At 71.2% G+C, this 26,116-nt stretch carries 20 protein-coding genes; 8 read left to right on the top strand and 12 right to left on the bottom strand.

The features are described 5' to 3' along the window. Positions 1-37 precede the first annotated feature (37 nt). From OG912_RS01990 to OG912_RS02010, 5 genes are all read right to left on the bottom strand, one after another. Positions 38-2,023 carry a S9 family peptidase gene (locus OG912_RS01990; RefSeq protein WP_327707865.1) on the bottom strand — a complete coding sequence of 662 codons (1,986 nt, stop codon included), beginning with the start codon at positions 2,021-2,023 and terminating at the stop codon, positions 38-40. A 20-nt stretch (positions 2,024-2,043) separates the two neighbouring features. Further along, positions 2,044-3,387 carry a M20/M25/M40 family metallo-hydrolase gene (locus tag OG912_RS01995; protein ID WP_327707866.1) on the bottom strand — a complete coding sequence of 448 codons (1,344 nt, stop codon included), beginning with the start codon at positions 3,385-3,387 and terminating at the stop codon, positions 2,044-2,046. Then, a complete protein-coding gene (locus tag OG912_RS02000; RefSeq protein ID WP_327707867.1) occupies positions 3,380-4,213 on the bottom strand; it encodes a M55 family metallopeptidase in 834 nt (277 codons plus the stop codon). Before OG912_RS02000 ends, OG912_RS01995 begins: the two co-directional genes overlap by 8 nt. A gap of 108 nt (positions 4,214-4,321) precedes the next feature. Further along, positions 4,322-5,248 carry a ketopantoate reductase family protein gene (locus tag OG912_RS02005; RefSeq protein WP_327707868.1) on the bottom strand — a complete coding sequence of 309 codons (927 nt, stop codon included), beginning with the start codon at positions 5,246-5,248 and terminating at the stop codon, positions 4,322-4,324. Positions 5,249-5,304: 56 nt separating this feature from the next. Next, a complete protein-coding gene (locus tag OG912_RS02010) occupies positions 5,305-6,282 on the bottom strand; it encodes a quinone oxidoreductase family protein (RefSeq protein WP_327707869.1) in 978 nt (325 codons plus the stop codon). Between the two features lie 103 nt (positions 6,283-6,385). Between OG912_RS02010 and OG912_RS02015 the strand changes: the two genes are divergently transcribed. After that, positions 6,386-6,727 carry an ArsR/SmtB family transcription factor gene (locus OG912_RS02015; protein ID WP_327707870.1) on the top strand — a complete coding sequence of 114 codons (342 nt, stop codon included), beginning with the start codon at positions 6,386-6,388 and terminating at the stop codon, positions 6,725-6,727. Between the two features lie 66 nt (positions 6,728-6,793). On the opposite strand, the gene OG912_RS02020 is transcribed toward OG912_RS02015, so the two are convergent. After that, complete coding sequence (locus OG912_RS02020) at positions 6,794-7,795, bottom strand: aldo/keto reductase (protein ID WP_327707871.1); 1,002 nt, start codon at positions 7,793-7,795, stop codon at positions 6,794-6,796. Positions 7,796-7,923: 128 nt separating this feature from the next. On the opposite strand from OG912_RS02020, the gene OG912_RS02025 reads away from it, so the two are divergent. After that, entirely contained in the window at positions 7,924-8,814 is an 891-nt protein-coding gene (locus OG912_RS02025) for a LysR family transcriptional regulator (RefSeq protein ID WP_326740023.1), read from the top strand. A gap of 10 nt (positions 8,815-8,824) precedes the next feature. On the opposite strand, the gene OG912_RS02030 is transcribed toward OG912_RS02025, so the two are convergent. After that, positions 8,825-9,835 carry a chitinase gene (locus tag OG912_RS02030; protein WP_327713318.1) on the bottom strand — a complete coding sequence of 337 codons (1,011 nt, stop codon included), beginning with the start codon at positions 9,833-9,835 and terminating at the stop codon, positions 8,825-8,827. Between the two features lie 348 nt (positions 9,836-10,183). Between OG912_RS02030 and OG912_RS02035 the strand changes: the two genes are divergently transcribed. From OG912_RS02035 to OG912_RS02045, 3 genes are read left to right on the top strand one after another with little or no spacing between them, the layout of a single operon-like run. Then, positions 10,184-10,483 (top strand): hypothetical protein, encoded by a 300-nt coding sequence (locus tag OG912_RS02035; RefSeq protein WP_327707872.1) that lies wholly within the window; start codon positions 10,184-10,186, stop codon positions 10,481-10,483. Next, positions 10,480-12,693 (top strand): bifunctional polysaccharide deacetylase/glycosyltransferase family 2 protein, encoded by a 2,214-nt coding sequence (locus tag OG912_RS02040; RefSeq protein ID WP_327707873.1) that lies wholly within the window; start codon positions 10,480-10,482, stop codon positions 12,691-12,693. The genes OG912_RS02035 and OG912_RS02040 overlap by 4 nt, the downstream gene beginning before the upstream one ends. Then, entirely contained in the window at positions 12,693-13,769 is a 1,077-nt protein-coding gene (locus OG912_RS02045) for an acyltransferase family protein (protein WP_327707874.1), read from the top strand. Before OG912_RS02040 ends, OG912_RS02045 begins: the two co-directional genes overlap by 1 nt. 57 nt (positions 13,770-13,826) lie before the next feature. Here OG912_RS02045 and OG912_RS02050 read toward each other — a convergent pair whose 3' ends face one another. The 4 genes from OG912_RS02050 to OG912_RS02065 form a co-directional block, all read right to left on the bottom strand. Beyond that, entirely contained in the window at positions 13,827-14,546 is a 720-nt protein-coding gene (locus tag OG912_RS02050) for a class I SAM-dependent methyltransferase (protein ID WP_327707875.1), read from the bottom strand. A gap of 101 nt (positions 14,547-14,647) precedes the next feature. Continuing rightward, entirely contained in the window at positions 14,648-17,089 is a 2,442-nt protein-coding gene (locus OG912_RS02055; protein ID WP_327707876.1) for a SpoIIE family protein phosphatase, read from the bottom strand. Positions 17,090-17,275: 186 nt separating this feature from the next. Further along, complete coding sequence (locus tag OG912_RS02060; protein WP_327707877.1) at positions 17,276-19,723, bottom strand: MFS transporter; 2,448 nt, start codon at positions 19,721-19,723, stop codon at positions 17,276-17,278. Positions 19,724-19,910: 187 nt separating this feature from the next. Next, the gene (locus OG912_RS02065) at positions 19,911-20,354 is read right to left on the bottom strand and encodes an SRPBCC family protein (RefSeq protein WP_327707878.1); all 444 of its coding nucleotides are present in this window, start codon (positions 20,352-20,354) and stop codon (positions 19,911-19,913) included. Positions 20,355-20,503: 149 nt separating this feature from the next. On the opposite strand from OG912_RS02065, the gene OG912_RS02070 reads away from it, so the two are divergent. Together OG912_RS02070 and OG912_RS02075 are read left to right on the top strand one after the other, a co-directional pair. Next, positions 20,504-21,553, top strand: a complete 1,050-nt coding sequence (locus OG912_RS02070; RefSeq protein ID WP_327707879.1) for an Rv2578c family radical SAM protein — start codon at positions 20,504-20,506, stop codon at positions 21,551-21,553. A gap of 130 nt (positions 21,554-21,683) precedes the next feature. Next, complete coding sequence (locus OG912_RS02075; RefSeq protein ID WP_327707880.1) at positions 21,684-23,276, top strand: alpha/beta hydrolase; 1,593 nt, start codon at positions 21,684-21,686, stop codon at positions 23,274-23,276. An 80-nt stretch (positions 23,277-23,356) separates the two neighbouring features. Here the strand turns inward: OG912_RS02075 and OG912_RS02080 are convergent, their stop codons facing one another. Next, positions 23,357-23,929, bottom strand: coding sequence for an adenylosuccinate lyase (locus tag OG912_RS02080; protein ID WP_327707881.1), 573 nt, complete (start codon positions 23,927-23,929; stop codon positions 23,357-23,359). Positions 23,930-24,302: 373 nt separating this feature from the next. Between OG912_RS02080 and OG912_RS02085 the strand changes: the two genes are divergently transcribed. Continuing rightward, a complete protein-coding gene (locus tag OG912_RS02085; RefSeq protein ID WP_327707882.1) occupies positions 24,303-26,084 on the top strand; it encodes a 3-hydroxyacyl-CoA dehydrogenase family protein in 1,782 nt (593 codons plus the stop codon). Positions 26,085-26,116 lie beyond the last annotated feature (32 nt).

A 26,116-nucleotide genomic window follows, 5' to 3' on the forward strand; every position in this document is an offset into this window, starting at 1 on the left:
TCAGCGGTCACTTCTTCAGCTGTCACTTCTCCAGCGTTCACTTCTTCAGTTCCAGCCGCGGCACGTCGGTCCGGTCGATCCCGAACGTCTGCACGTACAAGGAGAGTTCGGACTCCAGTGCGCTGATCATGGTCTCGGCGCGCCGGAATCCGTGCCCCTCACCCGGGTACGTGAGATAGGCGTGCGGAATGCCGCGCCCCTCGACCGCGGCCAGGAACCGCTCGCACTGCACGGGCGGGCAGATCGGGTCGTCCTCCCCCTGGAGCAGCAGGAAGGGGGTGGTGAGCCCGGCGGTGCGGCTGATCGGCGACCTGTCGCGATAGCGGTCAGGGACCTCGGCAAGGGGGCCGACCAGCGACTCCAGGTACTGCGACTCGAAGTCGTGGGTCTCGTCGGTGCCCCAGCCCGTGAGGTCGAGGATGGGATAGATGATCGTGCCGCAGGCGTAGACGTCGGTCCCGGTCAGCGAGGCGGCGGTGGTCCATCCCCCGGCGCTGCCGCCACGGACGGCGAGCCGGCGGGGGTCGGCGGTGCCCTCTGCGGCAAGCGCGCCGGCGACGGCCGCGCAGTCCTCCACATCGACGACGCCCCACTGTTCGCGCAGCCGGTTGCGGTAGGACCGGCCGTAGCCGGTGGAGCCGCCGTAGTTGACCTCGGCGACGCCGATGCCGCGCGAGGTGAAGTAGGCGATCTCCAGGTCCAGTACGAGCGCGGCATGGCCGGTCGGGCCGCCGTGGGCCCACACCACATAGGGCGGCAGCTCGCCCTCGGGGCCGGTGCGGTCGGGGCTGTGCGGCGGGTAGACCTGGGCGTGGATCTCGCGGCCGCCGGGTCCGGTGAAGGTGCGGACGACGGGCTCGGGGTAGTACGCCGGGTCGACCGCGTCCTCGTGCGGTGCGCCGATGATGCGGGTGTGCCCGGTCGAGGTGTCCAGCTCCACGATCTCGTACGCGCTGTGCGGACTCGCCGCGATACCGATGACGCGGCTGCCCTGCACGGCGAGGGTTTCGGCCCATTCGGTCCAGGGCCCGGCGATGTCGACGAGGTCGCCCGACTCCGGGTCGAGGATGCCGAGGGTGGTGGAACCCTTGCCGTGGATCGCGGCGATCAGCCCGTTGTCCAGCGGGCAGAACCAGTTGAGCCCGATCTTCCAGAGCGGTCCGGCGAACTCTTCGTCACGGAAGCAGAGTTCGACGGCTTCCCGCTGCGGGTCGGCGCGGTAGAGGTTCCACCACCCGCTGCGGTCACTGGCGAACAGCAACTGCCCGCCCGCGTCCCACCGGATCTGCGGTACGGATTCCTCCGGGCCGCCCACGAAGCTCCGGGCGTCGTGGAACGTGCCGTCCTCGCCGATGTCCGCGAGCATCACCTCGGTACCGTCCCACGGCATCCGCGGATGGTCCCAGGCGATCCAGGCCGCACGCCTCCCGTCGGGCGACACCTCGGGGCCGGTGACGAACCGGTGCCGGTCGTCGGAGAGTTCGCGTATCGCGGACCGGTCACCGGCCGCCGATCCGTCCAGCGGCACGGCGGCGATGACGCGGCGCAGGTCGGTCGGGCCCTCGCCGGTGAACTCCTCCAGGACGCACCAGACCTCGCCCTCGGCGCCTCGGTCCGGATGCAGCCGGGGGTCGACCCAGCGCAGTCCGCCGCCGACGGCGGAGACGGGGGTGAGCGGCCAGGGTTCACGGGGCCCGTCGGGCGCGTAGGCGTACAGCCGCTGGTCGTCGAAGTGCACGAAGACGATCAGCGGGCCGCCCTCGGCCCGCCCGGTGCCGGCCCACGGCCTGCCGCCGTACTCGATGACCCGGCTGCGGGCGTTCCACGGCGCGGGCAGCTCCGCCGTGGTGCCGTCCGGCAGTCTGCGGACCAGGGCGCGCCGGCCGGCCTGGGCCGGCCGGGGCTCCGTCCACCACAGCTCGTCGCCGACCGCTCCGACGTACTCGGGGCGGCCGTCGCGGGAGGCGGCCAGCGCGGCGTCGATCGGTGACGGCCAGCTTCCGTAGGCCCCTGTGGATACCATGTTCAATTCCCCCGAGCGGTTCAGGCGGTACGCAGATAGTGGTCCAGGACCCGGACGCCGAAGTGCAGCGCCTCGACGGGGACACGCTCGTCCACGCCGTGGAAGAGGGCCTGGTAGTCGAAGCCGAAGGGCAGCTTCAGCGGCGAGAAGCCGTAGCCGGTGATGCCGAGCCGGGAGAACTGCTTGGCGTCGGTGCCGCCGGACATGCTGTACGGGACAACGTGGCCGTCCGGGTCGAACTGCTCCACCGCGGCACGGAGTTTGGCGTACGTGGGTGAGTCGACCGGCGCCTGGAGCGGCACCTCGCGGTGGTGGAACTCCCAGTCGACCGAGGGGCCGGTGAGCCGGTCCAGGGTGGTGCGGAACTCGTCCTCGCCGCCGGGGACCATCCGGCCGTCGATGTAGGCGGTGGCGTGGCCCGGGATCACGTTGACCTTGTAACCGGCTTCCAGCATCGTCGGGTTGGAGCTGTTGCGGACGGTCGGCGCGACGAGCTCGGCGGCCGGTCCGATCTTGCCGAGGAGTTCGTCCACGTCGAAGCCGGGGGCGTCGAGGTCGGGGTGGATGCCGTGCAGTGCGGCGATCTCGGTGAGTGCGGCGCGGACGGTCGGGGTGAGGCGCACCGGCCATTCGTGGGCGCCGATCCGGGCGACGGCGGCGGCCAGCGTGCTGACCGCGTTCGCGTGGTTGACCTTGGAGCCGTGGCCCGCCTTGCCGTGAGCGGTGAGCTTGAGCCATCCGGTGCCGCGCTCGCCCGCCGCGATGGGATAGAGCGGCATGTTCGGTCCGGCGTGGAAGGTGAAGGCGCCCGACTCGCTGATGCCTTCCGTACACCCCTCGAAGAGTGCGGCGTGCCGGTCGGCGAGGAAGCCGGAGCCGTCGTCGGCGCTGGCCTCCTCGTCGGCGGTGTACGCGATCACGATGTCGCGGCGGGGGCGGATGCCGGCCCTGGCCCAGTACCGGACGACGGCGAGGACCATCGCGTCCATGTTCTTCATGTCGATGGCGCCGCGGCCCCAGACGACTCCGTCGCGCACCTCGCCGGAGAAGGGGTGCACGGTCCAGTCGTCGGCCTCGGCGGGCACCACGTCCAGGTGGCCGTGGACCAGGAGGGCGTCCGCGGCGGGGTCGGTGCCCGGGATCCGGGCGACCACGTTGGTTCGGCCGGGGGTGCGCTCCAGCAGCGCCGGTTCGAGCCCCGCGGCGGCCAGCCGCTCGGCGACGTACTCGGCCGCGGGACGTTCGCGGCAGTCGCCGCCGCCCCGGTTCGTGGTGTCGATGCGGATCAGTTCGGAGGTGAACGTCACCGATTCGTCGAGCGCGAGCTCGTCGACGCTGTCCTTGGGGGTGCTCGCCTCAGCCATACTGTTCCTCCACGGCGGACGACACGATGGTCGTCACCGCCTTGAACGTGCGGATACCTTCGTACATCGTCGCGCTCGTGTAGGCGACACGCCTCTCGCCGGAGGGTGCCACGCCGGGTACGACCGTGGCCGCGGCGGCCAGGTGTTCGGCGTCGAACTCCAGCTCCACGGTGAACGGGCCGCCGTCGACCGGTGTGTACCGCCCGGCGAGCGCGGCCGCCTCCTTGGCCGCCGCACGGATGTCGGCGGCGGTGCGGGCGGGGGTGCGGCAGACCGCGGCGTAGCGCGACACATAGTCCTTGACGGCGACCGTCCGCGCGTCGGGGGCGTACCCCTCGGCGTCCACGCAGGTCAGGTCGTCGCCGGTGACGAGGACGACGGGGACGCCGTACTCCGCGGCCACATGGGCGTTGAGCAGGCCCTCGCTGGCCCTGATCCCGTTCAGCCACACCCCGGTGATGGAGTTGGCCAGATAGGTGTGGGCCAGGACGCCTTCCGTGCCGGCGCCCGTGTGGTAGCCGACGAAGGCGACGGCGTCGACGTCGCCGTGCTGGATGCCCTCCACCATGCTGAGCGACTTGTGCTTGCCGGTGAGCATCTGGACCCGGTCGTCGAGCTGCTCAAGCAGCAGGTTGCGCATGGTCCAGTGGGCCTCGTTGATGAGCACCTCGTCGGCGCCCCCGTCATAGAAGCCGAGGGCGGCCGCGTTGACGTCGGAGGTGAATAGGGAGCGGCACCGCTCCCACTGAGGCGTGCCGGGCAGCACATCGGCCGGCCAGGTCACGCCGGTGGCGCCTTCCATGTCGGCGCTGACGAGGATCTTCATGCGGCCACACGGTACGCGCCACAGAACGCGCAGGCCAGGGCTGCCGTGACCTCCAGAGGTCCATTCCACTGAAGGCCGCGGGCCCTGGCGTGCAGGCCCCGGGGATATTCAGACGGCAAAGGCCGTTCGGTGTTCGTGGACGCGCAGGTTGAGCGTGACGAGGTCCAGCAGCGGCGTGTCCACGGACAGGAGCCTGGCCCGGTCGACCAGGTCACCGAAGACCTGCTCGACCTCGGTCGGGGCGCCCTGGGCGACGTCGCGGTACAGCGAGGCGGTGAGGGGCGAGCCCTCCGTGGTGAGCATCTCGGCCACGGCGTCGAGTTCCTTCTCCCGTACGGGGTGGCCGGCGGCTGCCGCGACGGCTGCGCACTCGGCCAGCAGGGCGGTGACGAAGCCCTGTCCCCCGGGAACGGCCCGGACGTCGCCGACGGTGCCGCGCATCAGACAGGTCAGCCCCGCCAGGGTGCTGATGAACACCCACTTGCTCCACATCGCCGTGCGGATGTCCTTGGACTGGTACGTGTCGATGCCCGCGTCGGCGAGGACGGCGGCGATCGCCTCCACCCGCGGGGACGTGCCGCCCTGCTGCTCGCCGATCGTCAGGCTTGCGACCGGGGCGAGGCGCACGATGTCCCCTTCCGCGTTCAGCGTGGTGATGACCTTCGCGACGCCGCCCAGCACCGCCTTCTCGCCGAAGCGGTCGTTGAGCCGCGCGAGATGCGCCATGCCGTTGAGCAGCGGCACGATCGCGGTGCCCGGTCCGACGGCCGGCGCGATGTCGTCGAGGGCCCCGCCCAGGGCCGTGGCCTTCACCGAGAGCAGCACCAGGTCGTAGGCGTCGGTGAGCCGGTCCGCGGTGACGAGCCGGGGCGTGAGCGTCTCCTCCTCCCCCAGCCCGGTGATGCGCAGGCCCCGCTCGCGGAGAGCGGCTGCGCGGCGCGGACGGACCAGGAAGGTGACGTCCTCGCCCGCCTGCGCGAGCCTGGCGCCGAAGTAGCCACCGGTGGCTCCTGCTCCTACGACCAGAATCTTCATGTACGTGCACCTTCCGGGTTCCGTGACCAAGGGTTCGGGGCGAGCGACGGGACCGCTCAGTCGCCGATACGCAGCACCAGCTTGCCGGTCGACGTGCGCCCCTCCATCAGCAGGTGTGCTTCGGCCGCATCCGCCAGCGCGTACTCGGCCGTCACCGGAAGGTCGACGTGTCCGTCGGTCACGGCGCGGAAGGCGCGCTCCGCGACGGCACGCAGGGTGGCGGGATCGTTCGCGGCCAGTTCCAGGATCGAGAAGCCGGCCACCGACCTGCTGCCCGGGTAGAGCTCGCTCTGCCCGGCACTCCAGGGCTGTGCGCCGCTCGCGTTGCCGAACGAGACCAGCCGCCCGAACACGGCGAGCGCGTCGATGCCGCGGCGCAGGGTGTCCCCGCCGACCGGGTCGAGCACCAGGTCGACGCCCCGGCCGCCGGTGGCACGGCGGACCTCGTCCGGGAAGGTGTCGCCGACGAACACCTCGTCGTAGCCGTGGGCGAGGGCGTAGTCGGCCTTCGCGGCGGAGGACACCACGCCGTACACGGCTCCGGCACCCGCTGCCCGGGCCAGCTGACCGGCCACCGTGCCGACTCCCCCGGCCGCGCCCTGCACCAGCACACTCTCACCCTCCCGCAGCCGCCCGACCTCGTGCAGCAGGGCGTGCGCGGTCGGCAGCACGGTGGGCAGGGTGGCGCCGGTGCGCAGGTTCACGCCGTCGGGGAGGGGGAAGACGGCGGCGGCCGGCGCCGTCACCACGTCCGCGTATCCGCCGCCGTCCAGGAACGCCGCGACCTCCTGCCCGGGGCTCAGCCCCTCGGTCCCCTCGCCGACCGCCCGCACCCGGCCCGAGACCTCCAGGCCCGGAACGAAGGGCAGTGCGGGCACCCGGTATCCGTCGGATCTGGCCTTGAGGTCGGCGAAATTGACGCCCGCGTAGGCGACGTCGATCGTGACCTGGCCGGGGCCCGGTTCGGGGGCGGCCATCTCGACGACCGCCAGCACCTCGGGCCCGCCGTACTCCTTGAACTCGACTGCACGCATGACAGACCGCCCCCTGGAAGTTGTGTTCAACGAAAATCGAACACTCGGAGTGTAAGATATTCATCGAACACTCAGCAAGGGCCACGGACACGAGGAGCGGAACATGCCCAACCAGCCTGCGGGCAGCGGACATCGCGCCGCCCCCGTACACACCGACCCCGCCGAGGTCTCCGTGCTCGGAGCCCTGTCCGCGCTGGCCGATCCGGTCCGTCTCCAGCTGGTCCGCGACCTGGCGGGCTCCGAGGACTGGACGCGCAGCTGCGGCAGCTTCGACGTACCGGTCGGCAAGGCCGCACTCAGCCATCACTTCTCCGTGCTGCGCGGGGCGGGCCTGGTGGAACAGCGCGACCTGGGCCCCAAACGGGTCAACCGGCTGCGCCGCGAGGAGTTCGAGGCCCGCTTCCCGGGTCTGCTGCACCTGCTGCTGCGGGCCGACGACGTCTGAGCCGGGGCTCGCGACGAACACGAAGAGGCCGGAGCCCCGCTTGCGGGGCTCCGGCCTCTTCGTGGTTCAGCGGCGCTTCGCGCCCTTCAGCAGCTCCTCGATCCTGTCGAGTTCCTTGTCGCTGAACTCCAGGTCACGGATCGCCTCGACGCTGTTCTCCAGCTGAGCGACGCTGCTCGCGCCGACCACCGCGGAGGTGACCCGGCCGCCGCGCAGCACCCAGGCCAGCGCCAGCTGGGCCAGCGACTGGCCGCGCTCGGACGCCAGTCGGTCGAGTTCGCGGAGCCGGCCGACCAGGTCCGGGGTGACCGAATCGGCCGACAGGAACGGGCTGTTGCCGGCCGCCCGCGAGCCCTCCGGGATGCCCCGGAGGTAGCGGTCGGAGAGGATGCCCTGTTCCAGCGGCGAGTAGGCGATGGAACCGATGCCCAGCTCGTCCAGAGCCGTGAGCAGTCCGTCCTCGACCCAGCGGTCCAGCATCGAGTAGCGCGGCTGGTGGATGAGCAGCGGGGTGCCGAGCTCCTTCAGGATCCGGGCGGCCTCCCTCGTCTGCTCGGCCGAGTAGTTGGAGACACCCACGTAGAGCGCCTTGCCCTGCTGCACCGCCGAGTGCAGAGCGCCCATCGTCTCTTCGAGCGGGGTCTCGGGGTCGGGCCGGTGGGAGTAGAAGATGTCCACGTAGTCGAGACCGAGGCGGCCGAGGCTCTGGTCCAGCGAGGAGAGCAGGTTCTTGCGCGAGCCCCACTCCCCGTACGGACCGTCCCACATCAGATAGCCGGCCTTGGTGGAGACGATGATCTCGTCCCGGTGCCGGGCGAAGTCCGTCCCCAGCGCGCGGCCCATCGCCGTCTCGGCGGAGCCGGGCGGCGGGCCGTAGTTGTTCGCCAGGTCGAAGTGGGTGATCCCGAGGTCGAACGCCCGGCGGAGGATCTGCCCCTGGGACTCCGGCGTCCGGTCACCGCCGAAGTTGTGCCAAAGACCCAGCGAGAGCGCGGGCAGCTTCAGACCGCTGCGCCCGGTACGCCGGTACGGCATGTCCTGGTAGCGGTCGGCGGACGGGATGTACATGCGGGCTCCACGGGAGAGATCGTTCCGGTTCACGACGGGGTACGACGTGCGGGGTCCAGGTTCGCCCACAACGATCCAGCAGTCCAACAGGAGATTCCGCTGGGATTCAGCGCCTATATTTCTCAATCATGGAGTTGCGCCAGCTGGAACATTTCGTCGCCGTCGCCCAGGAACGGCATTTCACCCGGGCCGCCGAGCGCGTCGCCGTTTCGCAGTCCGGCCTCTCCGCCTCCGTCCGGGCCCTGGAGCAGGAGCTGCGGACCCCGCTGTTCAGCCGGACCACCCGCAGCGTGCGGCTGACCGAGGCCGGGCGCGCCCTGCTCGTGGAGGCCGAGCGCACCCTGGCAGGAGCACGGGCTGCGAAGGACGCCGTCGACGCCGTTCGGGGGCTGCTGCGCGGCACCCTGTCGGTGGGCGTGGAGCAGTGCGTCGCCGGGGTGAGCCCGCCGCGGCTGCTCGCCGCCTTCCACCGCGCACACCCGCACATGGAGATCCGGCTCCGCCAGGAGGGCACGATGAACCTCCTGGACGGGGTGGCCGGCGGGCGGCTCGACATCGCCTTCGCCGCCACGGTCTCCCCCGTGGAGTGGCGGGGCGAGCTGGTCCCGCTGGCCCGTGAGCCCATGGTCCTGCTGTGCGCTGCCGGGCACCGGCTGGCGGCGGCGGACCGGGTCGGGTGGGACGAGCTGCCGGGCGAGGCGTTCATCGACTTCCATCCGGACTTCGGTCCGCGCCGTGCGGCCGACGAGGCGTTCGCGGCCGCACGGGTGCGCCGCACGGTGGCGCTGGAGGTCAACGACGTGCACAGCCTGCTGGAACTGGTGCACGAGGGGCTCGGCATCGCGGTGGTGCCGCACCACTTCTCCCGCAAGCCCGAGGCCCGGGATCTGGTGGCGGTACCACTCGACGGAGCGGACCAGCCGCACTACGAGAGCGTCGTGGTGCTTCCGGCCGCGCAGGCGATGAGCCCCGGGGCACGGGCGCTGATGGCGCTCGTACGGGAGGAGACCGGGCACTGACCCACGGCGGTCAGCCATTCAGCGCCTCGGCGAACGCCCCGTCCTCCTGCTCGACGCCGCTGCACGTGTCAGCGGCCTTCGACGTGTCCTCACCGGTGCACGCCCGGTCGCGGAACGCCGCCCAGAGCGACAGCGCACCGACCCCCTGGCGCCGGGCGAAGGAGCGCAGGGACGCCGCGTCGGCCAGGGTGAAGGTCTCCCCCGCCACATCGTTGACGCCGATCATCACGGTGATGTGCAGCGCCCGCCAGGCCTCGGCGTCGGACAGCGCGAGGACGTCGGCGATCTGGTCATGGGCGGCCGAGGCCGCCTGCTGCGCGTAGTCGCTCATGTCGCCGTCGTGGGACGAGCTGTAGTTCATCGCCATGATGTTCACCGCCGAGACCTCGACGCCCCGGGCGACTGCGTCGTCGAGGACGGCTGTCCCACTCGCCTCCAGGCCGTCGGGCATGACCGGCAGGGTGTACGTGACGTCCAGGTCCCGCTCCTGCTGGAGCAGGTGCAGGGCCTCGTTGCGACGGGTGACCGAGGGGGTGTCGGTGAGAGCGTCGCCCTCGATGTCGAAGTCCGCCTTGGTCGCTCCGACGGCGTCCAGCACCTCTCCGTACACATCGGCGAGTTCCTGCGCGCTGTCGCAGGCGAGTGCCGCTTCGGTGCCCGCGGCCCCTCCGAAGGAGACCCGGATGTCCGCACCGGAGGCGGTGAGCGCCGCGACGCGCGAGACGACCGCAGGGTCGGTGGCCGCCGCGCTGCCGCCCCAGAGCGGGGTGCAGCCGCCTCCGCCGGCAACCACGAAGGCGAGGTCGTACGTGTCGGGGGAGCCCGCGGCGTCCGTGTCCGCGGCGTCCGTGGCGCTGACGTAGGGGGTGTACGCGGTGGCTGCCTGGGCCGTTGCGGTGGCGCTCGGTCGAGGGGCCGACGCAGCGCCCTGGTCCGCCGCGGTGCCGGTCGCACAGGCGGAGCAGGCGAGAAGGAGCGCCGCAAGGCCGGCGCCGGCCGCCGCCGGCCGGAAGGATGACATACGCATGGTGTTTGCACCTGCTTTCGGCAAAGAGTGCCCCGCAGCTGCGACACAGTGGGACCGGAACACCCGAAACCTCTCACACCCGCCCAGCAGCACCCTCACAGCCAAGCCACAGCCGGACGGCACGCATCACCATGATCCACACGCCAACGCCCAAATATCCCTGGGCCGTTGATGGAATCTTGGACTCAATGCACTGCGAATCACCGCCCACATACTCTCAGCCGACCGACAGGTGACGGACCGATCCACAGCGTTCGGCCAGCAAAGCACCAGCCTTCGCACATGACCATTGGTCAACATACGCAAATGCCTTCCGATACCCCTGTCGATACAGATCCGGCCGTGCGTGGCCGACACCGCAAACACGCGCGCACCTCCCTGCCCTCGGCGCAGGACGGGCCCGTCTTCGTGGACAGCTCCGGCCGGCGCGCCCGGCTGCTGCGCCGGGCCGGTGCGGTGCTGGGTGTCACCTGCGTCGGGTACGCCGCCGTTCTGGCCCTTTCCTTCATGGGCGGGATCTCCTTGTCCCCCTCGACGCTGCTCCCCTTCGACGGCACGTCCAATGCCCAGGGCGGCCCCGGCGGCGGACCCCCTGGCGGCAGCAGCGCGTACGCCCCGCCGAGCACCGGCACGGCCCGATGAGCCGCAGCCGCCCGTCGGCGGTACCGGGGCCCCGAGTGGTCGTCGCCCTGTTGCTGCTCCTGGGCCTGGTCTCCGTGATGCTGCTCGACGGTTATCTGAGGGCCGAGGTCGGCGACGACCAACGGATCCGCTCCGGCGCGAGTGCGGACAAGGTGCCGGACAGCGTCCTGGACGGCGGTCCCCTGCTCAGCTTCCCGGGCGGCACCGCGCGCACCCAGTCGGTGCCGGACAAGACGATCGTGCTGACCTTCGACGACGGGCCCGATCCGGAATGGACCGGCAAGGTGCTCGACGTCCTGGACGCCAACGACGTCCCGGGCACGTTCTTCCTCGTGGGCTCCATGATCTCGCGCTATCCGAGCCTCGTGCGCGACATGGTCGACGGCGGCAACGAGGTGGGCATCCACACGTTCACGCACGTCGACCTCTCCTACCAGGGTGCTTCCCGCATCACGCGTGAGCTCGCCCAGACGCAACTGGCCCTGGCCGGGGCCGCCGGCATCACCACGACACTGTTCCGCGCCCCGTACTCGTCCACGAACGACTCCATCGACAACTACAGCTGGCCCGTCTACGAGAAGCTCGGCGCCCTCGGCTACACCAGCGTCTTCATCGACACCGACAGCGAGGACTGGCAGCAGCCGGGCGTCGACAAGATCATCGACCTGGCCACTCCGAAGAGCGGCAAGGGCGCCTCCGTGCTCTTCCACGACTCGGGCGGCGATCGCGAGCAGACCCTTGAGGCGCTGCCCCGGTACATCAAGAAGATGAAGGCGAAGGGCTACACCTTCACCACGGTGAGCGGCGCCCAGCAGCAGGACGAGCAGACTCGGGCACAGTCCGGACAGGGCACCCCGGCCCCGGGCGGACAGGCAGCCACTCCGCCGGCCGCCGCCTCCGATCCCGAGCAGGCCGCGCACCGCAAGGCCGACACCACCACCCTCTGGGAGGGCCGGGCGCTTCTCGCCGCCGTCGCGGTCGCCGAGTGGACGATGCCCGGACTCGCCGCGGCACTGACCGTCGTCGGGGTCGCCGTGCTGGGACGGTTCGGGCTGATGCTCGTCCTTGCCCGGAGCCACTACCGGCGGCGCAACAGACGCCGGTTCGCCTGGGGGCCCGCGGTCACCGGCCCGGTGAGCGTGATCGTGCCCGCGTACAACGAGAAGGAGTGCATCGCCCACACGCTCAACTCGCTGGCGTCCAGCACCCATCCGATCGAGATCATCCTCGTCGACGACGGGTCGACCGACGGGACCCCGGAGATCGCCGAGGCCCTGGGACTGCCCAACCTCCGTGTCGTACGCCAGGAGAACGCCGGCAAGTCGGCCGCTCTCAACAACGGTGTGCGGCAAGCGCGTTACGACATCGTGGTGATGATGGACGGCGACACCGTCTTCGAACCCGACACCGTGCACCGGCTCGTGCAGCCCTTCGGTGACCCGGCCGTCGGCGCGGTCGCCGGAAACGCCAAGGTCGGCAACCGCAACACGATCATCGGCGCCTGGCAGCACATCGAGTACGTGATGGGCTTCAACCTCGACCGCCGGATGTACGACCTGCTGCGCTGCATGCCCACCATCCCCGGTGCGATCGGCGCGTTCCGCCGCACGGCGGTGCTGGACGTCGGCGGCATGAGCGAGGACACGCTCGCCGAGGACACCGACATCACGATCGCCCTGCACCGGGCCGGCTGGCGCGTCGTCTACGCCGAGCACGCCCGTGCGTGGACCGAGGCCCCGGCGTCCCTGGGGCAGCTGTGGAGGCAGCGCTACCGCTGGAGCTACGGCACCATGCAGGCCCTGTGGAAGCACCGGAGGTCCGTGAGCGATCGCGGGCCGTCGGGCCGTTTCGGCCGGGTCGGGATGCCGTTGGTGGTCCTCTTCCAGATCGTCACACCGGTCTTCGCCCCGCTGATCGACGTGTTCACGCTCTACGCGATGCTGTTCGTGGACTTCAGGGCGTCCCTGGTGGCGTGGCTGGCAGTCCTGCTGGTGCAACTCGTCTGCGCGGCCTATGCGTTCCGCCTGGACCGCGAGAAGTACCGGTATCTGCTCATGCTTCCGCTCCAGCAACTCGCGTACCGGCAGCTGATGTATCTCGTACTCATCCACTCGTGCGTCACCGCGGCGACCGGCGGCCGGCTGCGCTGGCAGAAGCTGAAACGGACCGGCGTGGTCGGCTCCCCCGTGTCCGGTACGGAGAGCCGCTGATGGGGGGTACCCACAGGCGGGGTGCGCCATTCGCGACCGCCCCCGCAGAACCAGCCCCCGACGGCCGTGACCGCTGGTTCGATGTGCTGCGGGCCTTCGCGCTGGTCCGTGTCGTCACCTACCACACCTTCGGATGGCCGTGGCTGGGGCTTGTGTTCCCGTCGATGGGTGTGATGTTCGCGCTCGCCGGTTCGCTCATGGCGCGTTCCCTGGAGCGCCCTGCCCGACAGGTGATCCGGGGGCGGCTGCGCAGGCTGCTGATCCCGCTGTGGGTGTTCGGCCTGCTCCTCGGTGTGGCGATGCTGCTGCACGGCTGGGTGCCGGGCGCCGATGTCCTGTACTGGGTGCTGCCGGTGGGCGATCCGCCGGGCGACGCGTGGGGCGAGCAGGCCTGGGCGGTGCTGTGGTACCTGAGGACGTACCTCTGGTTCGTCCTCCTGTCACCCGTCCTGCTGCGGGTCTTCCGGCTCGCGCCGCTCCCGGTGGTGGCGCTCTCTCTCGTCCCCGTCCTGGTGCTGACCGCGCTGGGCGGGGGGCCGGACGGGCGGCTGGGGAGTGCGCTCAGCGATGTGTCGGTCTTCCTGTTCTGCTGGCTGCTCGGATTCGCCCACCGCGACGGGGTGCTCGACCGGCTGCGTCCCGGCCAGGTCGTCGCAGTGGCGCCGGTCCTGCTGGCGGGGGGAGGCTGGTGGGCCCTGCACCACCGGGTCGACGGGTCGTACGACCTCGACGACATTCCGCTCGCCCAGGCACTGTGGTCCGCGGGATTCGTCCTGCTGCTCCTGCGGTTCCGGCCCGCCTGCGCATGGCTCGGCCGCCGCCCGGTGGCGGCACGGGTGGTGAAGGTCTTCAACGCCCGTGCCGTGACCGTCTATCTGTGGCACGAGGTGGCGCTGATGGCTGGCGTGCCGCTGATCGACCTGATGTGGAACGTCCCCGCCTTCGAACGACATCTGCCCCTCGGCAGCACCTGGCTGCAGTTCGGCGTCGCCTGGGTGCTGATCGCCGCGGCCGTGGCGCTCTTCGGCTGGGTCGAGGACGTCGCGGCGCGACGGAGGCCGCGACTGCTGCCGTGAAGGACGCGGCCGGCCCCGGACGGACTCCACGCCCGGGGCCGGTGCGCGCTCCCCGGATCAGCGGGCGGCCAGGACGAACCACCGCGCCGGCAGGTCGATCCGGGTTCCGTCGGGCAGGTACTCGGTCTGCGGCAGGGCCGTGTCACCGCTGTCCAGGGTGGTCAGCCCGGCCGCCCGCAGCACCTCCGGCACCTCCTCCTCGGTGGCGTTCGCCGGTTTCAGCCCGTGCTCGAAGACCCGCCGCAGCTTCTCGGGCGGCCCGTCCGGCCCCTGGGACGCCTGCTCCAGCACGGCCTTGGAGGCCGGGGTCAGCTCGGCAACGAAGGCCCGTCCGTGTTCCCCCAGCAGCGTCGCCACGGCCGCCGCGACCGCCGGCCTGGCCTCGGGGTCGCTCTGGTGGATGACCGCCCGCATGTAGACGTTCGTATCGCCGATCCGCTCATGCAGGGCGCGCACCGCGTCGCCGTCGACCAGGTCCAACTGGATGAACTCGGCTATGCCTTCAAGGTCCGCCCGCCGGGCGTGGCCGATCGCGGCGTGCGAGAGGTCCACGCCGATCGCGCGGGCGAACCGGGTGGCCAGATAGCGGGTCTGGGTGCCGTTTCCGCAGCCGAGGTCCACGACGGGCAGTGTGGCATCGGCGTACGGCAGAAGCAGCTCGCTGTGCGGTACGGCGCTCAGCGAGGGGTCGGCGTCCCAGATCGCCTCGCCGGGTGTGTCCGAGGTGGCCGACCAGAAGCCTTCCCACGCCTCGCGGTATCGCTGCGACACATCCATGCGCACTCCCAGGTCCGGCCGTCCCGCGGCTTTTCGCTCAGGACCGGACTATCGTCTTCCGCCGCCGTGGGCAAGTGTGCGCACACGGTTGAAGGCCGGATTCACCAGGTGACCGACCGGGGGTGCGGTACGCGGGAGAGCGCCAGCTCGAACCAGACGGTCTTGCCGCGCGCCGTGGTGCTGCTGCCCCATTCGCGCGCGAGGCCGCTCACCAGGACCAGTCCGCGGCCGAACTCGTCGTGGTCGGTGGCGCCCAGCAGCGTGGCGGGGGCGGGCTCGTCGTCGCTGACCTCGCACAGCAGGGCGCCGGTGCGCACCAGCCGGAGCCCGATGTGGTGGGTGCGGCCGTGCTTCACCGCATTGGTGACGAGCTCACTGACCATCAGCTCGGCGGCCTCCACCGCGTCCGGCAGATCCCAGTCGAGGAGCCGGCCTCGGACCAGCCGGCGGGCTCTGGCCACCTCGCGTGGGTCCAGGGCCAGTTGCCACTCGGCGACGTCGTCGTCCGGGATGCCGTTGAGCCGGGCCATGAGCAGGGCCACATCGTCCTTGCGGCCGCCGCTGGGGTTCAGGGCCCGGATGATCGTGTCGCAGGCGTCGTCCATCGACGCGGCGGGATGGGCTGCCGAGGCGCAGAGCGCGGCCAGGCCTGCCCCGATGTCCTGTCCCCGCACCTCGACCAGGCCGTCGGTGCAGAGCACCAGCCGGTCGCCGGGCCGCACCCGCACGGTGGCGGTCTCGAAGGCAACGCCGCCGACGCCGATCGGCGCGCCGGTCGGCAGGTCGAGCAGCTCGGCCCGGCCGTCCTCGGCCCGGACCAGTACGGGCGGGATATGACCGGCGTTGGCGATCTGGAGCTCGGAGCGGATCGGGTCGTAGACCGCGTACAGGCAGGTCGCGAGGTACTGCTCACCGAGCCGCTGGGCCAGGTCGTCGAGGTTGCGCAGCAGTTGGGCGGGCGGCATCTCCATGGTGGCCATGGTCAGCACGGCGGTGCGTAACTGACCCATCATTGCTGCAGAGTTGAGGCCGTGCCCCATCACGTCGCCGACGACGAGAGCGGTCCGGGATCCGGGGAGCTTCACCGAGTCGAACCAGTCGCCGCCGACCCTGCCGAGCCGGGCGCCGGGCAGGTAGCGGGTGGCGATGTCACAGCCCGCCATGCGCGGTTCGATCTGCGGCAGCATGCTGTCCTGGAGCGTCTCGGCGACGTTCTCCTGGTACGTGTACATCCGCGCGTTGTCGAGGACGAGCCCGGCCCTGGCGGCGAGTTCGGCGCCAGTGGTGCGGTCCATGTCGTCGAAGGGTTCGCGTCCGGGTCGGCGCATCAGCACCATGAAACCGAGCACCACGTCACGGGCCTTGAGCGGCACGATGAGCAGGGAGCGGTGCGTGATCAGGGGGCGCAGGTCGCGCTTCTCGAACTCGCCCGAGATCCGGTTGCTCAACTCCTCGCCGACGTAGGGGACGATGACCGGCTCGCCGGTGACCATGCACCGGAAGAACGGGGTGTGTTCGGGGAAGGCGATGGATTCGCCGACGGGCACGGTGTCGTCCCAGCGGCCCGGTTCGTCGTTGTGCTCGACCCAGACGCGGTGCCAGATCGTCGTGACGTCGGGCGGCCCGTCCGGAAAGCCCTCGCCTGCCAGGACCGCGGCGCGCAGATGCGTCCCCGCGAAGTCGGTGAAGCGGGGCACGGCGGCACTGGTGACCTCGCGGATGGTGCGTTCCAGGTCGAGGGAGGTGCCGATGCGGCCGCTGACCTCGTTGAGGAACTCCAGCCGTTCGCGGACCGCCGCGTATTCGAGGTCCAGCTCGGGGCGGGGTGCCGCACGAGGGACGGGCGCACCCCCGGCGGTGCGCGGGCGGCCGTCGGCGGTGCGGCGTCCGGTGCGCCGCGCCACACCCCAGTCGGGGGTCACCGGGATCCGGTCGTGGTGGCTGAACTCCAGGACCGGATAGCCGAGTTCAAGGACCTGGGAAACGATCCTGGTGGCCTCCTGGACGCTCATGCTGGGCAGGATCTCGGGCAGCCGCGAGGAGAGGTCCCGATAGTCGGGGAAGTCGGTGTGCAGGGCGAATCCGGGAGAGATGGTCTCGGTGTCCCCGCCGGCCCCGTCGCCCCGCAGCGGTGCGGAGTCCGCGGCGAGCACGAGCAGCCGTTCGGGGCCGGGGCCGACGAGCGGATAGGCCCACCACAGCACATCGATACGGCCACGGCCGGCGTCGTCCACCCGGGCCCGGCCCACCGTCGGGTAGGCGACGGCGCCGCTCGGGGAGCTGTCGAGCTCGGGGCCGAACTCCTCGTACACCCCGTCCGGCAGCGGATCGCCGTGTGTCCGTAACGCCCCGGACACCGGCAGGAGTTCACCCGCCGGGCAGCCGACGGCGTCCTCCCGGGAGACCCCGAAGAGCCTCCTCGCACCGGTCGACCAGTGCGAGACGAGTCCGTCCGCGTCGACGACGACCACGGCGAGCGGCACACGGCCCGCCGCGGCGTCGGGCGGCTGTGGTGTCCTCTGCGGCGGCACACCGGGGTCCATGGGCGGAAGGCTCCTTCCTCACCGCAAGGTTCTGCGATGCGTGCGTCCACGGTACGGCCCGGCGTCCGGCGTCGCGGAGCATCGGCGGAATCACCCTCGAAGGGGGGTGCACCACGCGCGGCCCGGCACGACGGGACCGCGCGGCCGGGCCCGGTGGCGAACGGGAGGCCCGGCCGGCCCGGACTCTCAGTCCTCGTGGCCCAGTTGCAGGTCCCGTTCGGTGCGCCCGCCGCCCGCGACCTGGAGCACGGTGGCGACCGGCGGATAGCCGGCGGCAATCACGGTGTACTCGCCCGTGGACAGGTCGACGAACCGGAAGGATCCGTCGGGGCCGGTGGTCAGCGTGTCGACCACATTGCCGGCCGCGTCCAGGAGCGTCACGCGGGCGTCCTCTACGGGCCGTCCGCCACTGGCGCGGACGATTCCGCGCAGCACGGCTCCGCCGGCCAGTTCGATGTCCTGCCGGGTCTCCCTGGCCGCCTGCACGCTGACCGGAAGGGCGGCAGGCCGGAAGGCGGGTGCGGAGGCGGCGAGGGTGTACTCGCCCGCGACGAGCTCCGTGATCACGTACCCGCCTTCGCGCCCGCTGCGCGTGGAGGAGACGACTTCGCCGCGTACGTCGGTCAGGGTGACGGCCGCGTCCCGTACCGGGACTCCGTCCGCCGTCAGGACGGTCCCGGCCAGCCGTCCGGCGCCGCCGAGCACCACGTCCAGTTCCACCGGCCGTTCGCCCACGGTGACGCTGACGGCCTGCGGCTGGTGGCCCCCAGCGGCGGCGATGAGGACGTACGAACCGGCTCCGGGCACGCTCAGCGCGTACCGCCCCTCGTCCCCGCTGGCGCCCCTGCCGACCTGCTGGCCCTGGACGTCGATGAGGGTGAGGGCGGCCCGAGGCACCTTCGTACCGTCGGGGTGCTGGACGCTGCCGCAGACCGGCACCCCGGAGAGGTATCCGGCGGAAGGGGGGCCCGGGTCGGTGCGGGCGGAGGGGATCGTCGCGGGCTCGGCTGCGGTTTCGGGGCTGTGGTGGGACACCAGCGGTTTCTCCTTGAGGAAGAAGGCGAAGAACAGGCCGAGCACGAGGACCGGCACGAGGTAGAGGAAGATCCGGGGCATCGCGTCGGCGTAGGCCTGGATGTAGGCGTCCCGCAGCGCGGGCTCCATCGCGTGGACCAACTGCGGAGTGATCGACTCCGGGTCGGGCAGCCCGGCTCCGGCGGGCAGCCGCACGGCGAGCGCGTCGGCCAGCCGTCCGGCGAAGAGGGTGCCGAACACGGCGGCGCCGACGCTGCCGCCGATCTGCCTGAAGTAGTTGTTGGCACTGGTGGCGGTGCCGAGGTCGGCCGGGCGTACGGAGTTCTGCACGGCCAGGACCAGCACCGGCATGATCAGCCCGATCCCGAGGCCGAGGACCGCCTGCGCGATGCTGTATTCGAACCGCGGGGTGTCGGTCTCCAGCCGGGACAGCAGCCACATGCCCACCGCCGAGATCGCGCTGCCCGCGATCGGGTAGACGCGGTAGCGCCCGGTACGGGAGATGAGCTGGCCCGAGACGACGGAGGCACCCACGATGCCGCCCATCATCGGGAGCATGAGCAGCCCGGACTCGGTGGCGGTGGCCCCGTCGACCATCTGCAGGAAAGTCGGCAGATAGCTGGCGGCGCCGAACAGCGCCACCCCGACGACCGCACCGACCAGAGCGGTGACGTTGAAGATCGAGTCGCGGAACAGCCGCAGCGGGATGATCGGTTCGGGCGCGCGGTGCTCCACGGCGAGGAACAGCAGAGTCGTTCCGGCAGCTCCGGCGGCCAGCCCCAGAATGGTGCCCGAGCCCCAGGCGTACTCCGTACCGCCCCAACTGGTCAGCAGCACCAGGCAGGTGGAGGCGGCGGCCAGCAGCACGGCGCCGAGGATGTCGAGCCGGGGCCGGACAGTCGGCTTGGGCAGTTTCAGTACGACGGTGATCACGGCCAGCGTGGCCAGGCCGAACGGCACGTTGATGTAGAAGCACCAGCGCCACGAGGCGTGGTCGGTGAAGAAGCCGCCGAGCAACGGCCCTGCCACGGACGCGAGACCGAAGGCCGCGCCGATGAGCCCCATGAACCGGCCGCGCTCCCGTGGCGGCACGACGTCCGCGATGATCGCCTGGACGCCGATCATCAGCCCGCCGCCGCCGACGCCCTGGATGGCGCGGAAGGCGATCAGTTCGTCCATGGTGCGCGACCAGCCGGCCAGTGCGGAGCCGACGACGAAGACGACGATCGCGAACTGGAAGACGCTCTTGCGGCCGAAGAGGTCGCCGAGCTTGCCGTAGATCGGGAGACCGATGGTCGAGGCGAGCAGATAGGCGGTGACCGCCCAGGACATCTTCTCCAGGCCGTGCAGCTCACCGACGATCTTCGGGAGCGCGGTGGCGACGATCATCTGGTCGAGCGCCGCGAGCAGGAGCGTGAGCATCAGCCCGATGAAGACGAGCCTGATGCGGCGGGGGTCCGTGGCCCCGTCACCGGCCGGGGCCGGGGCGGCGGGTTCCGTCGCGGCGGGCGGCGGAGGGGGCGGGACGACCGCGGGTACCGCCTCGGCGCCGTCCGTACCTTCCGGCTCGTCCTTCACCAGAGTGATGCCACCCACCACGTGCCGCTCCCCTCGTCGCACTGCCGCCGCCCATTTTTCGCATTGGGCAACAATCAAGGGCAAACGCGGCGAGGGGCGCTGACGGCGCACTCAGGGGGCGTATCCCCCGGTGGGAGCCACTACGGCGCACAACCGACCGGCCGAAAAAACCACCCGAACCGGTGAGGCCGGCCGGTTGGACCGGAGGTTACTTCTCCACCTCGGTGGCGAGGTTCTGCAGAAGCTCGTCGTAGATGCGCCCAAGTCCCTTGGGCGCGAAGGTCCTCTCGAAGAATCCACCGACACCACCGGCCCCGTCCCACACCGTGGAGACGACCGCCCTGGACTTGCCCTCACCGGCCGGGGTGACGGTCCAGGTCGTGACCATCGAGGAGTTGCGGTCCTTCTCCACGAGCTGCCCGTCGGTGGGCTCGGTGACCTCCAGCAGACAGTCGCGCACCCGCTTGCTGGTGGCCTGGAGCTTCCAGTGGACGAGGGTGCCCTCGCCGTCGCCGCCCTCCCGGATCTCGTACTCGCTGAAGTGGCCGGGCAGCACCTTGCCGCGGACGTCCTTGTAGTCGGCCAGCGCGTCGAACACCGTCTCCGCGTCCGCCGCGATGATCCGCTCTGTCGTGGCCTCGACCTGCGCCATGGCTGTTCCTCCAGCACTCGGTTGTTCGGGGGTGTGCTGAGCCAACCACCTCGGCAGCCCTGCTCAAAATCCGGTCCGGGACGAAGGGGAGAAAACGATCAAGGGAACACATGTTCTATTCTCGGGTCAGTGCTACCGAGGAGGCGTCCATGCGTTGGGACAATCTGGCCGATAACCCCGCCGCAACCATCAAACCCGGTACCGGCGCGCTCTTCGCCGCGGACGCGGTGACCACACGCACCTTCGACACTCCGGAATTCCGAGGAATCACCTTCCACGAGATACGGGCCCGCTCGATCGTCAACCGGGTGCCCGGTGCGTCCCGGATGCCGTTCGAGTGGACCGTCAACCCGTACCGCGGCTGTTCACATGCCTGCGTCTACTGCTTCGCCCGCAAGACCCACAGTTACCTGGACCTCGACACCGGGCTCGGCTTCGACTCCCAGATCGTGGTCAAGATCAACGCCCCGGAGCTGGTGCGCCGCGAGCTCGCCTCGCGGCGCTGGCACGGCGCGCACATCGCGATGGGCACCAACGTCGACTGCTACCAGCGGGCGGAGGGCCGCTACCGGCTGATGCCCGGCATCCTCACGGCCCTGCGCGACCACGCAAACCCCTTCTCGATCCTCACGAAGGGCACGTTGATCCTCCGGGACCTGGAGCTGCTGCGACAGGCCGCCGAGGTCACCGAGGTCGGCGTCTCGGTCTCCGTCGGCTTCGTCGACCCCGAACTGTGGCGGACCGTGGAGCCCGGCACCCCCTCCCCCGAGCGGCGCCTCGACGTGGTCCGCACCCTCAGCGAGCACGGCATCGGCTGCGGGGTGCTGATGGCGCCCGTCATCCCCTACCTCGGCGACCGTCCGGACCAGCTGCGGGCGACGGTCCGCGCGATCGCCGCCGCCGGCGCGACCTCGGTGACCCCGCTCGTCCTCCATCTGCGCCCCGGAGCACGGGAGTGGTTCATGGAGTGGCTCGGCCGCCACCACCCTCATCTGGTGCGGCAGTACGAGCGGCTGTACGCGGACGGCGCCTACGCACCCACCTGGTACCAGCGCCGTATCACCCGGTACGTGCACGAGCTGGCGACGGAGTACGGCATCGGCCCCTCGCACCACGGGACGCCCCGCGGTTTCCCCGAGCGCGGCGAGCCGCAGACCCCGCCGCCCGGTTCCGAACCCACCCAGTTGACCCTGCTCTGACCGGGCGGCGTCACCCTGAGGGCAAACGGGTCATCTCTCACCGGAACAGGTCCTTGCGGCTCCGAATACGGGGAGCATGCGGCGGGGGCTGCGTCACGCGCAGCCGTGTTCCCCCACCACGGGAGGCCATATGACGAACCGTTCAGGAATTCTGTTCGCCGTCGGGGCGACGGTAGCCGGTCTGGTGACCGCCGCCCCGTCCCCGGCGAGCGCCGACAGCGGCGCGCAGCGCGCCGCATCGCTCAAGTGGACCGACTGCTCCACCCAGTCGTACCCGACGCTCCAGTGCGCATCGGTGCACGCGCCCCTCGACCATGACGACCCGTCGGGCCGCCAGGTCACTCTCGCCCTGTCACGGATCCCGCACACGGCGAAGACCTTCCAGGGGCCACTGCTGGTCAATCCGGGCGGTCCCGGTGGCAGCGGTCTGTCGATGGCCGGATTCGTCGCCGGCTCGCTGCCGGAGGCGGTGGCCGCCCAGTACGACGTGATCGGCTTCGACCCGCGCGGTGTGGGCAGGAGCCGGCCGGCCCTGGACTGCGTACCGAAGTACTTCGACCCGGTACGGCCGGACCCGGTGCCGCACTCCGTCCAGGACGAGCGGACCAACCGGAACCGCGCCCGCGACTTCGCGGCCGCCTGCGGCAAGAAGTACCCGGACCTGCTTCCGTACATGGACACGGTGAGCGCGGCCAAGGACCTCGACGTGATCCGGGCCGCGACCGGCTCCCGGCAGCTCAACTACCTCGGATACTCCTACGGCACCTACCTGGGCGCGGTGTACGCGAAGCTGTTCCCGGACCGCGTCCGGCGCCTGGTCCTCGACTCGAACGTGGACCCGGACGGGGTCTGGTACGACGACAACATCGCCCAGGACTACGCGTTCGACACCCGCCACAAGGCGTTCGCGGCCTGGGTGGCGAAGTACGACAGCACGTACGGGCTCGGCACCGACCCGGCGAAGGTCGAGGCGGCCTGGTACCGGATGCGGGACGCGGTCAAGAAGCATCCCGCGGGCAAGAAGGTCGGCGCGGGCGAGCTGGACGACACCTTCCTGCCGGGCGGCTACTACAACGGCTACTGGCCGACGCTGGCCGGTGCGTTCGCCGCCTATGTGAACCACAAGGACGAGAAGGCCCTGGTCAAGGCGTACGAACGCTTCGGCGCGGTCGACGCGGAGGGCGACAACGGGTACTCGGTCTACTCGGCCGTGCAGTGCCGCGACGCGCAGTGGCCGAGCGACTGGAACGTCTGGCGCAGCGACAGCCAGCGGGTCCACGCCAAGGCGCCGTTCATGACCTGGGGCAACACCTGGTACAACGCCCCGTGCGCCGACTGGCCGGTGGAGCCGCTGAATCCGGTCCGGGTCTCCAACCACGAGCTGCCGCCGGCGCTGCTCTTCCAGGCGACGGACGACGCGGCCACTCCGTACGAGGGCGGGGTCACCCTTCACCGCAAGCTCAAGGATTCCAGCCTGGTCGTCGAGGAGGGCGGCGGCAACCACGGCGTCACGCTGAGCGGGAACGCCTGCCTGGACCGGTATCTGGCGGACTATCTCGCCAAGGGGACGGTGCCGCGCGGCAAGGGCGGCGATGTGGACGCGGTCTGCGCGAAGACGCCCGATCCGAAGCCGGCGACGGCCAAGTCCGCGCGGCCCGCGTCCCGTACGGAGGCGGACGGCCGGGGCAGCACGCTGCACGGGATCCTCGGGTTCCGGGGCTGACGGGTCCGCGAGGGCCGGCCGAAGGAACCTGCCGCACCTCGGGGACCGGAACGGATCCCGAGGTGCACTCCGTACCCGCCTCAGCCCGCCGGAAGCCGGCTGAGCGCGTCCTCTGCCGCGCCCCCGAGGCGGGGGTGCGGCAGCGCCGCCTCCAGGACCGGGCGGGCCTGCACGTCGCCGAGCCGCCCCAGGCCCTCGACGCAGGCCAGCGCCACCCGCCAGTGCGGCTCGTCCGGCCCCAGCAGCCGGGACAGGGTGCTCATCAGCGCGGGTACGGACTCGGGCGCCCGCAGTTCGGTGAGCAGGCGGACCGGATGGAGGGCGTAGGCGGTGCGCAGGTCGTTGGTGGCGAGCGCCGCCGCGGCACGGGGTGTGCGGGGGTCGCCCAGGCGGGCCAGGGCGTGGGCGGCCGCGACGCAGCGCTCCGGGTCGCGGTGGTTGAGCAGCAGCACGAGGGGCTCGAAGGCGCGGCGGTCACCGCCGCAGCCGAGCCGGAACGCCGCGATCTCGCGTGCCCACAGCGGGCGTTCCCGCTCGACGAGCACCTGGGCCAGTTCCTCGTCGTCATCGGTGGCGAGCAGTCTGCGGTAGGCCGCCGACTCCCCCGCCTCGTCCGCCAGCCGGTGCGTGAGTGACCGGTACTCCTCATCCATGACCGTCAGCGTATCGGTGGCCACACAGCGTGCCGACGGGGGCGGTGGATGTGAGGGGGGCCACAACGATCGAGGGCTGGCGCGCTCATTACCCGTCGGTTAACCTCATGTGAGCGGGACACTCCCCCGCCGGCTCCGATGGCCTGGTGACGCAGCCACTCGGAGTGTTTGTCGGTTCGGCAGTTTTGTGAGACGTGACTCCGGGACAGAGTCCGTCGCCCCTTACCGGTCCCGGCGTGAGCTTCGCGCCCGGAACCCGAGCACCACGACAGGCAATTCCCGCACGCCATACGCCGGTCGGGCCCTTCGGCCCCTCTCACCGGCCGCGCGCTCCGTGCGTCCCTCAGTCGTCACTCATCCCTGGAGTCCCGTGATGGACACCCGTTTCAGCACCATTGCCGTCGTCGGCCTCGGCACCATGGGCACCGGCATCGCCGAGGTCCTGGCCCGCGCCGGCCGCGAGGTCATCGGTATCGACATCAGTGACGCTGCCGCCCGCCAGGCCGTCGCGTCCCTGGAGGCCTCCACCGCCCGCGCCGTGCAGCGCGAGCGGATCACGGAGGAGGAGCGGCGCAACATCCTCGCCCGGTTCCGCACCTTCTCCGATCTCCAGGCGGCCGCGGAGGCCGAGCTGGTCATCGAGGTCGTGCCGGAGACGTACGAGATCAAGCAGCAGGTCTTCCGGGAGCTCGACGCGGTCGTCCCGCCCACCACGATCCTCGCCACGGGCACCAACGCCCTGTCGGTGACCCGGCTCGCTGCCGAGTCGCAGCACCCCGAGCGCGTGCTCGGCCTGCACTTCTTCAACCCGGCGCCGGCGATGAAGCTGGTCGAGGTGGTCTCCTCGGTGCTGACCGCGCCGCCGGCCGTCGAAGCCGTCACCGCGCTCGCCCGGCAGCTGGGCAAGGAACCGGTCGCCGTCGGCGACCGGCCGGGCTTCGTCGCCGACGGCCTGCTGTTCGGCTATCTCAACCAGGCCGCCGCGATGTACGAGGCGAACTACGCCTCCCGCGAGGACATCGACGCCGCGATGAAGCTCGGCTGCGGCCTGCCCATGGGCCCGCTCGCGCTGCTCGACCTGATCGGCATCGACACCGCCCGTACCGTCCTGGAGGCGATGTACTCCGCCTCGCACGACCGGCTGCACGCCCCGGCCCCCGTCCTCGGCCAGCTCAGCGCTGCCGGGCTGACCGGACGCAAGACGGGCCGCGGCTTCTACACGTATGCGGAGCCGGGCAGCCAGACCGTGGTCCCGGACGCGCAGACTCCCGCGCAGGACGCGGGGGCCGGTGCGGGCCGCACGGTGCGTTCGGTCGGTGTCGCGGGCTCCGGGACGATGGCTTCGGGGATCGCGGAGGTCTTCGCGAAGGCCGGTTACGACGTGGTGCTCGCCGCCCGCAGCCAGGAGAAGGCGGACATCGCCAAGGGCCGGATCGCCAAGTCGCTGGAGCGGTCGGTCACCAAGGGACGGCTGACGGCCGAGGCGCGGGACGAGACGCTCGCCCGGATCACCGCGGCGGGCTCGCTGGACTCCTTCGCCGAGGTGGACCTGGCCGTCGAGGCGGTCGCCGAGGACCTGCTGGTCAAGCAGCAGCTGTTCGCCACTCTGGACAAGGTGTGCAGGCCGGGCGCGGTGCTCGCCACCACCACCTCGTCACTGCCCGTCGTCTCGATCGCCCGGGCCACCTCACGGCCCGAGGACGTCATCGGGATGCACTTCTTCAACCCGGCGCCCGCGATGAAGCTGGTCGAGGTCGTCCGCACCGTGCTCACGGCCGACGATGTGCACGCGACGGTCCGCGAGGTCTGCGGGAAGGTGCGCAAGCACCCGGTGGACTGCGGGGACCGGGCCGGGTTCATCGTGAACGCGCTGCTGTTCCCGTACCTCAACAACGCGATCAAGATGGTCGAGGAGCACTACGCCACCCTCGACGACATCGACGCCGCGATGAAGCTGGGCGGCGGCTACCCGATGGGGCCCTTCGAGCTCCTGGACGTCGTCGGGCTCGATGTCTCGCTGGCCATCGAGAAGGTGCTGCACGGCGAGTTCCGCGACCCGGGCCTCGCGCCGGCGCCGCTCCTGGAGCATCTGGTGGCCGCGGGCTGCCTCGGCCGCAAGACGGGGCGCGGCTTCCGCGAATATGCCCGCCGCTGAGCGGGCCCGTCCCGGAAGGCCCGATGCGGGGC

It is taken from the genome of Streptomyces sp. NBC_00464 (assembly GCF_036013915.1).
GTDB lineage: Bacteria > Actinomycetota > Actinomycetes > Streptomycetales > Streptomycetaceae > Streptomyces.

Bases quoted from the DNA above. Each gene is read 5' to 3' on its own strand.
- OG912_RS01990 (WP_327707865.1), bottom strand. From the start codon at position 2,023: ATGGTATCCACAGGGGCCTACGGAAGCTGGCCGTCACCGATCGACGCC.
- OG912_RS01995 (WP_327707866.1), bottom strand. From the start codon at position 3,387: ATGGCTGAGGCGAGCACCCCCAAGGACAGCGTCGACGAGCTCGCGCTC.
- OG912_RS02000 (WP_327707867.1), bottom strand. From the start codon at position 4,213: ATGAAGATCCTCGTCAGCGCCGACATGGAAGGCGCCACCGGCGTGACC.
- OG912_RS02005 (WP_327707868.1), bottom strand. From the start codon at position 5,248: ATGAAGATTCTGGTCGTAGGAGCAGGAGCCACCGGTGGCTACTTCGGC.
- OG912_RS02010 (WP_327707869.1), bottom strand. From the start codon at position 6,282: ATGCGTGCAGTCGAGTTCAAGGAGTACGGCGGGCCCGAGGTGCTGGCG.
- OG912_RS02015 (WP_327707870.1), top strand. From the start codon at position 6,386: ATGCCCAACCAGCCTGCGGGCAGCGGACATCGCGCCGCCCCCGTACAC.
- OG912_RS02020 (WP_327707871.1), bottom strand. From the start codon at position 7,795: ATGTACATCCCGTCCGCCGACCGCTACCAGGACATGCCGTACCGGCGT.
- OG912_RS02025 (WP_326740023.1), top strand. From the start codon at position 7,924: ATGGAGTTGCGCCAGCTGGAACATTTCGTCGCCGTCGCCCAGGAACGG.
- OG912_RS02030 (WP_327713318.1), bottom strand. From the start codon at position 9,835: ATGTCATCCTTCCGGCCGGCGGCGGCCGGCGCCGGCCTTGCGGCGCTC.
- OG912_RS02040 (WP_327707873.1), top strand. From the start codon at position 10,480: ATGAGCCGCAGCCGCCCGTCGGCGGTACCGGGGCCCCGAGTGGTCGTC.
- OG912_RS02045 (WP_327707874.1), top strand. From the start codon at position 12,693: ATGGGGGGTACCCACAGGCGGGGTGCGCCATTCGCGACCGCCCCCGCA.
- OG912_RS02050 (WP_327707875.1), bottom strand. From the start codon at position 14,546: ATGGATGTGTCGCAGCGATACCGCGAGGCGTGGGAAGGCTTCTGGTCG.
- OG912_RS02055 (WP_327707876.1), bottom strand. From the start codon at position 17,089: ATGGACCCCGGTGTGCCGCCGCAGAGGACACCACAGCCGCCCGACGCC.
- OG912_RS02065 (WP_327707878.1), bottom strand. From the start codon at position 20,354: ATGGCGCAGGTCGAGGCCACGACAGAGCGGATCATCGCGGCGGACGCG.
- OG912_RS02070 (WP_327707879.1), top strand. From the start codon at position 20,504: ATGCGTTGGGACAATCTGGCCGATAACCCCGCCGCAACCATCAAACCC.
- OG912_RS02075 (WP_327707880.1), top strand. From the start codon at position 21,684: ATGACGAACCGTTCAGGAATTCTGTTCGCCGTCGGGGCGACGGTAGCC.
- OG912_RS02080 (WP_327707881.1), bottom strand. From the start codon at position 23,929: ATGGATGAGGAGTACCGGTCACTCACGCACCGGCTGGCGGACGAGGCG.
- OG912_RS02085 (WP_327707882.1), top strand. From the start codon at position 24,303: ATGGACACCCGTTTCAGCACCATTGCCGTCGTCGGCCTCGGCACCATG.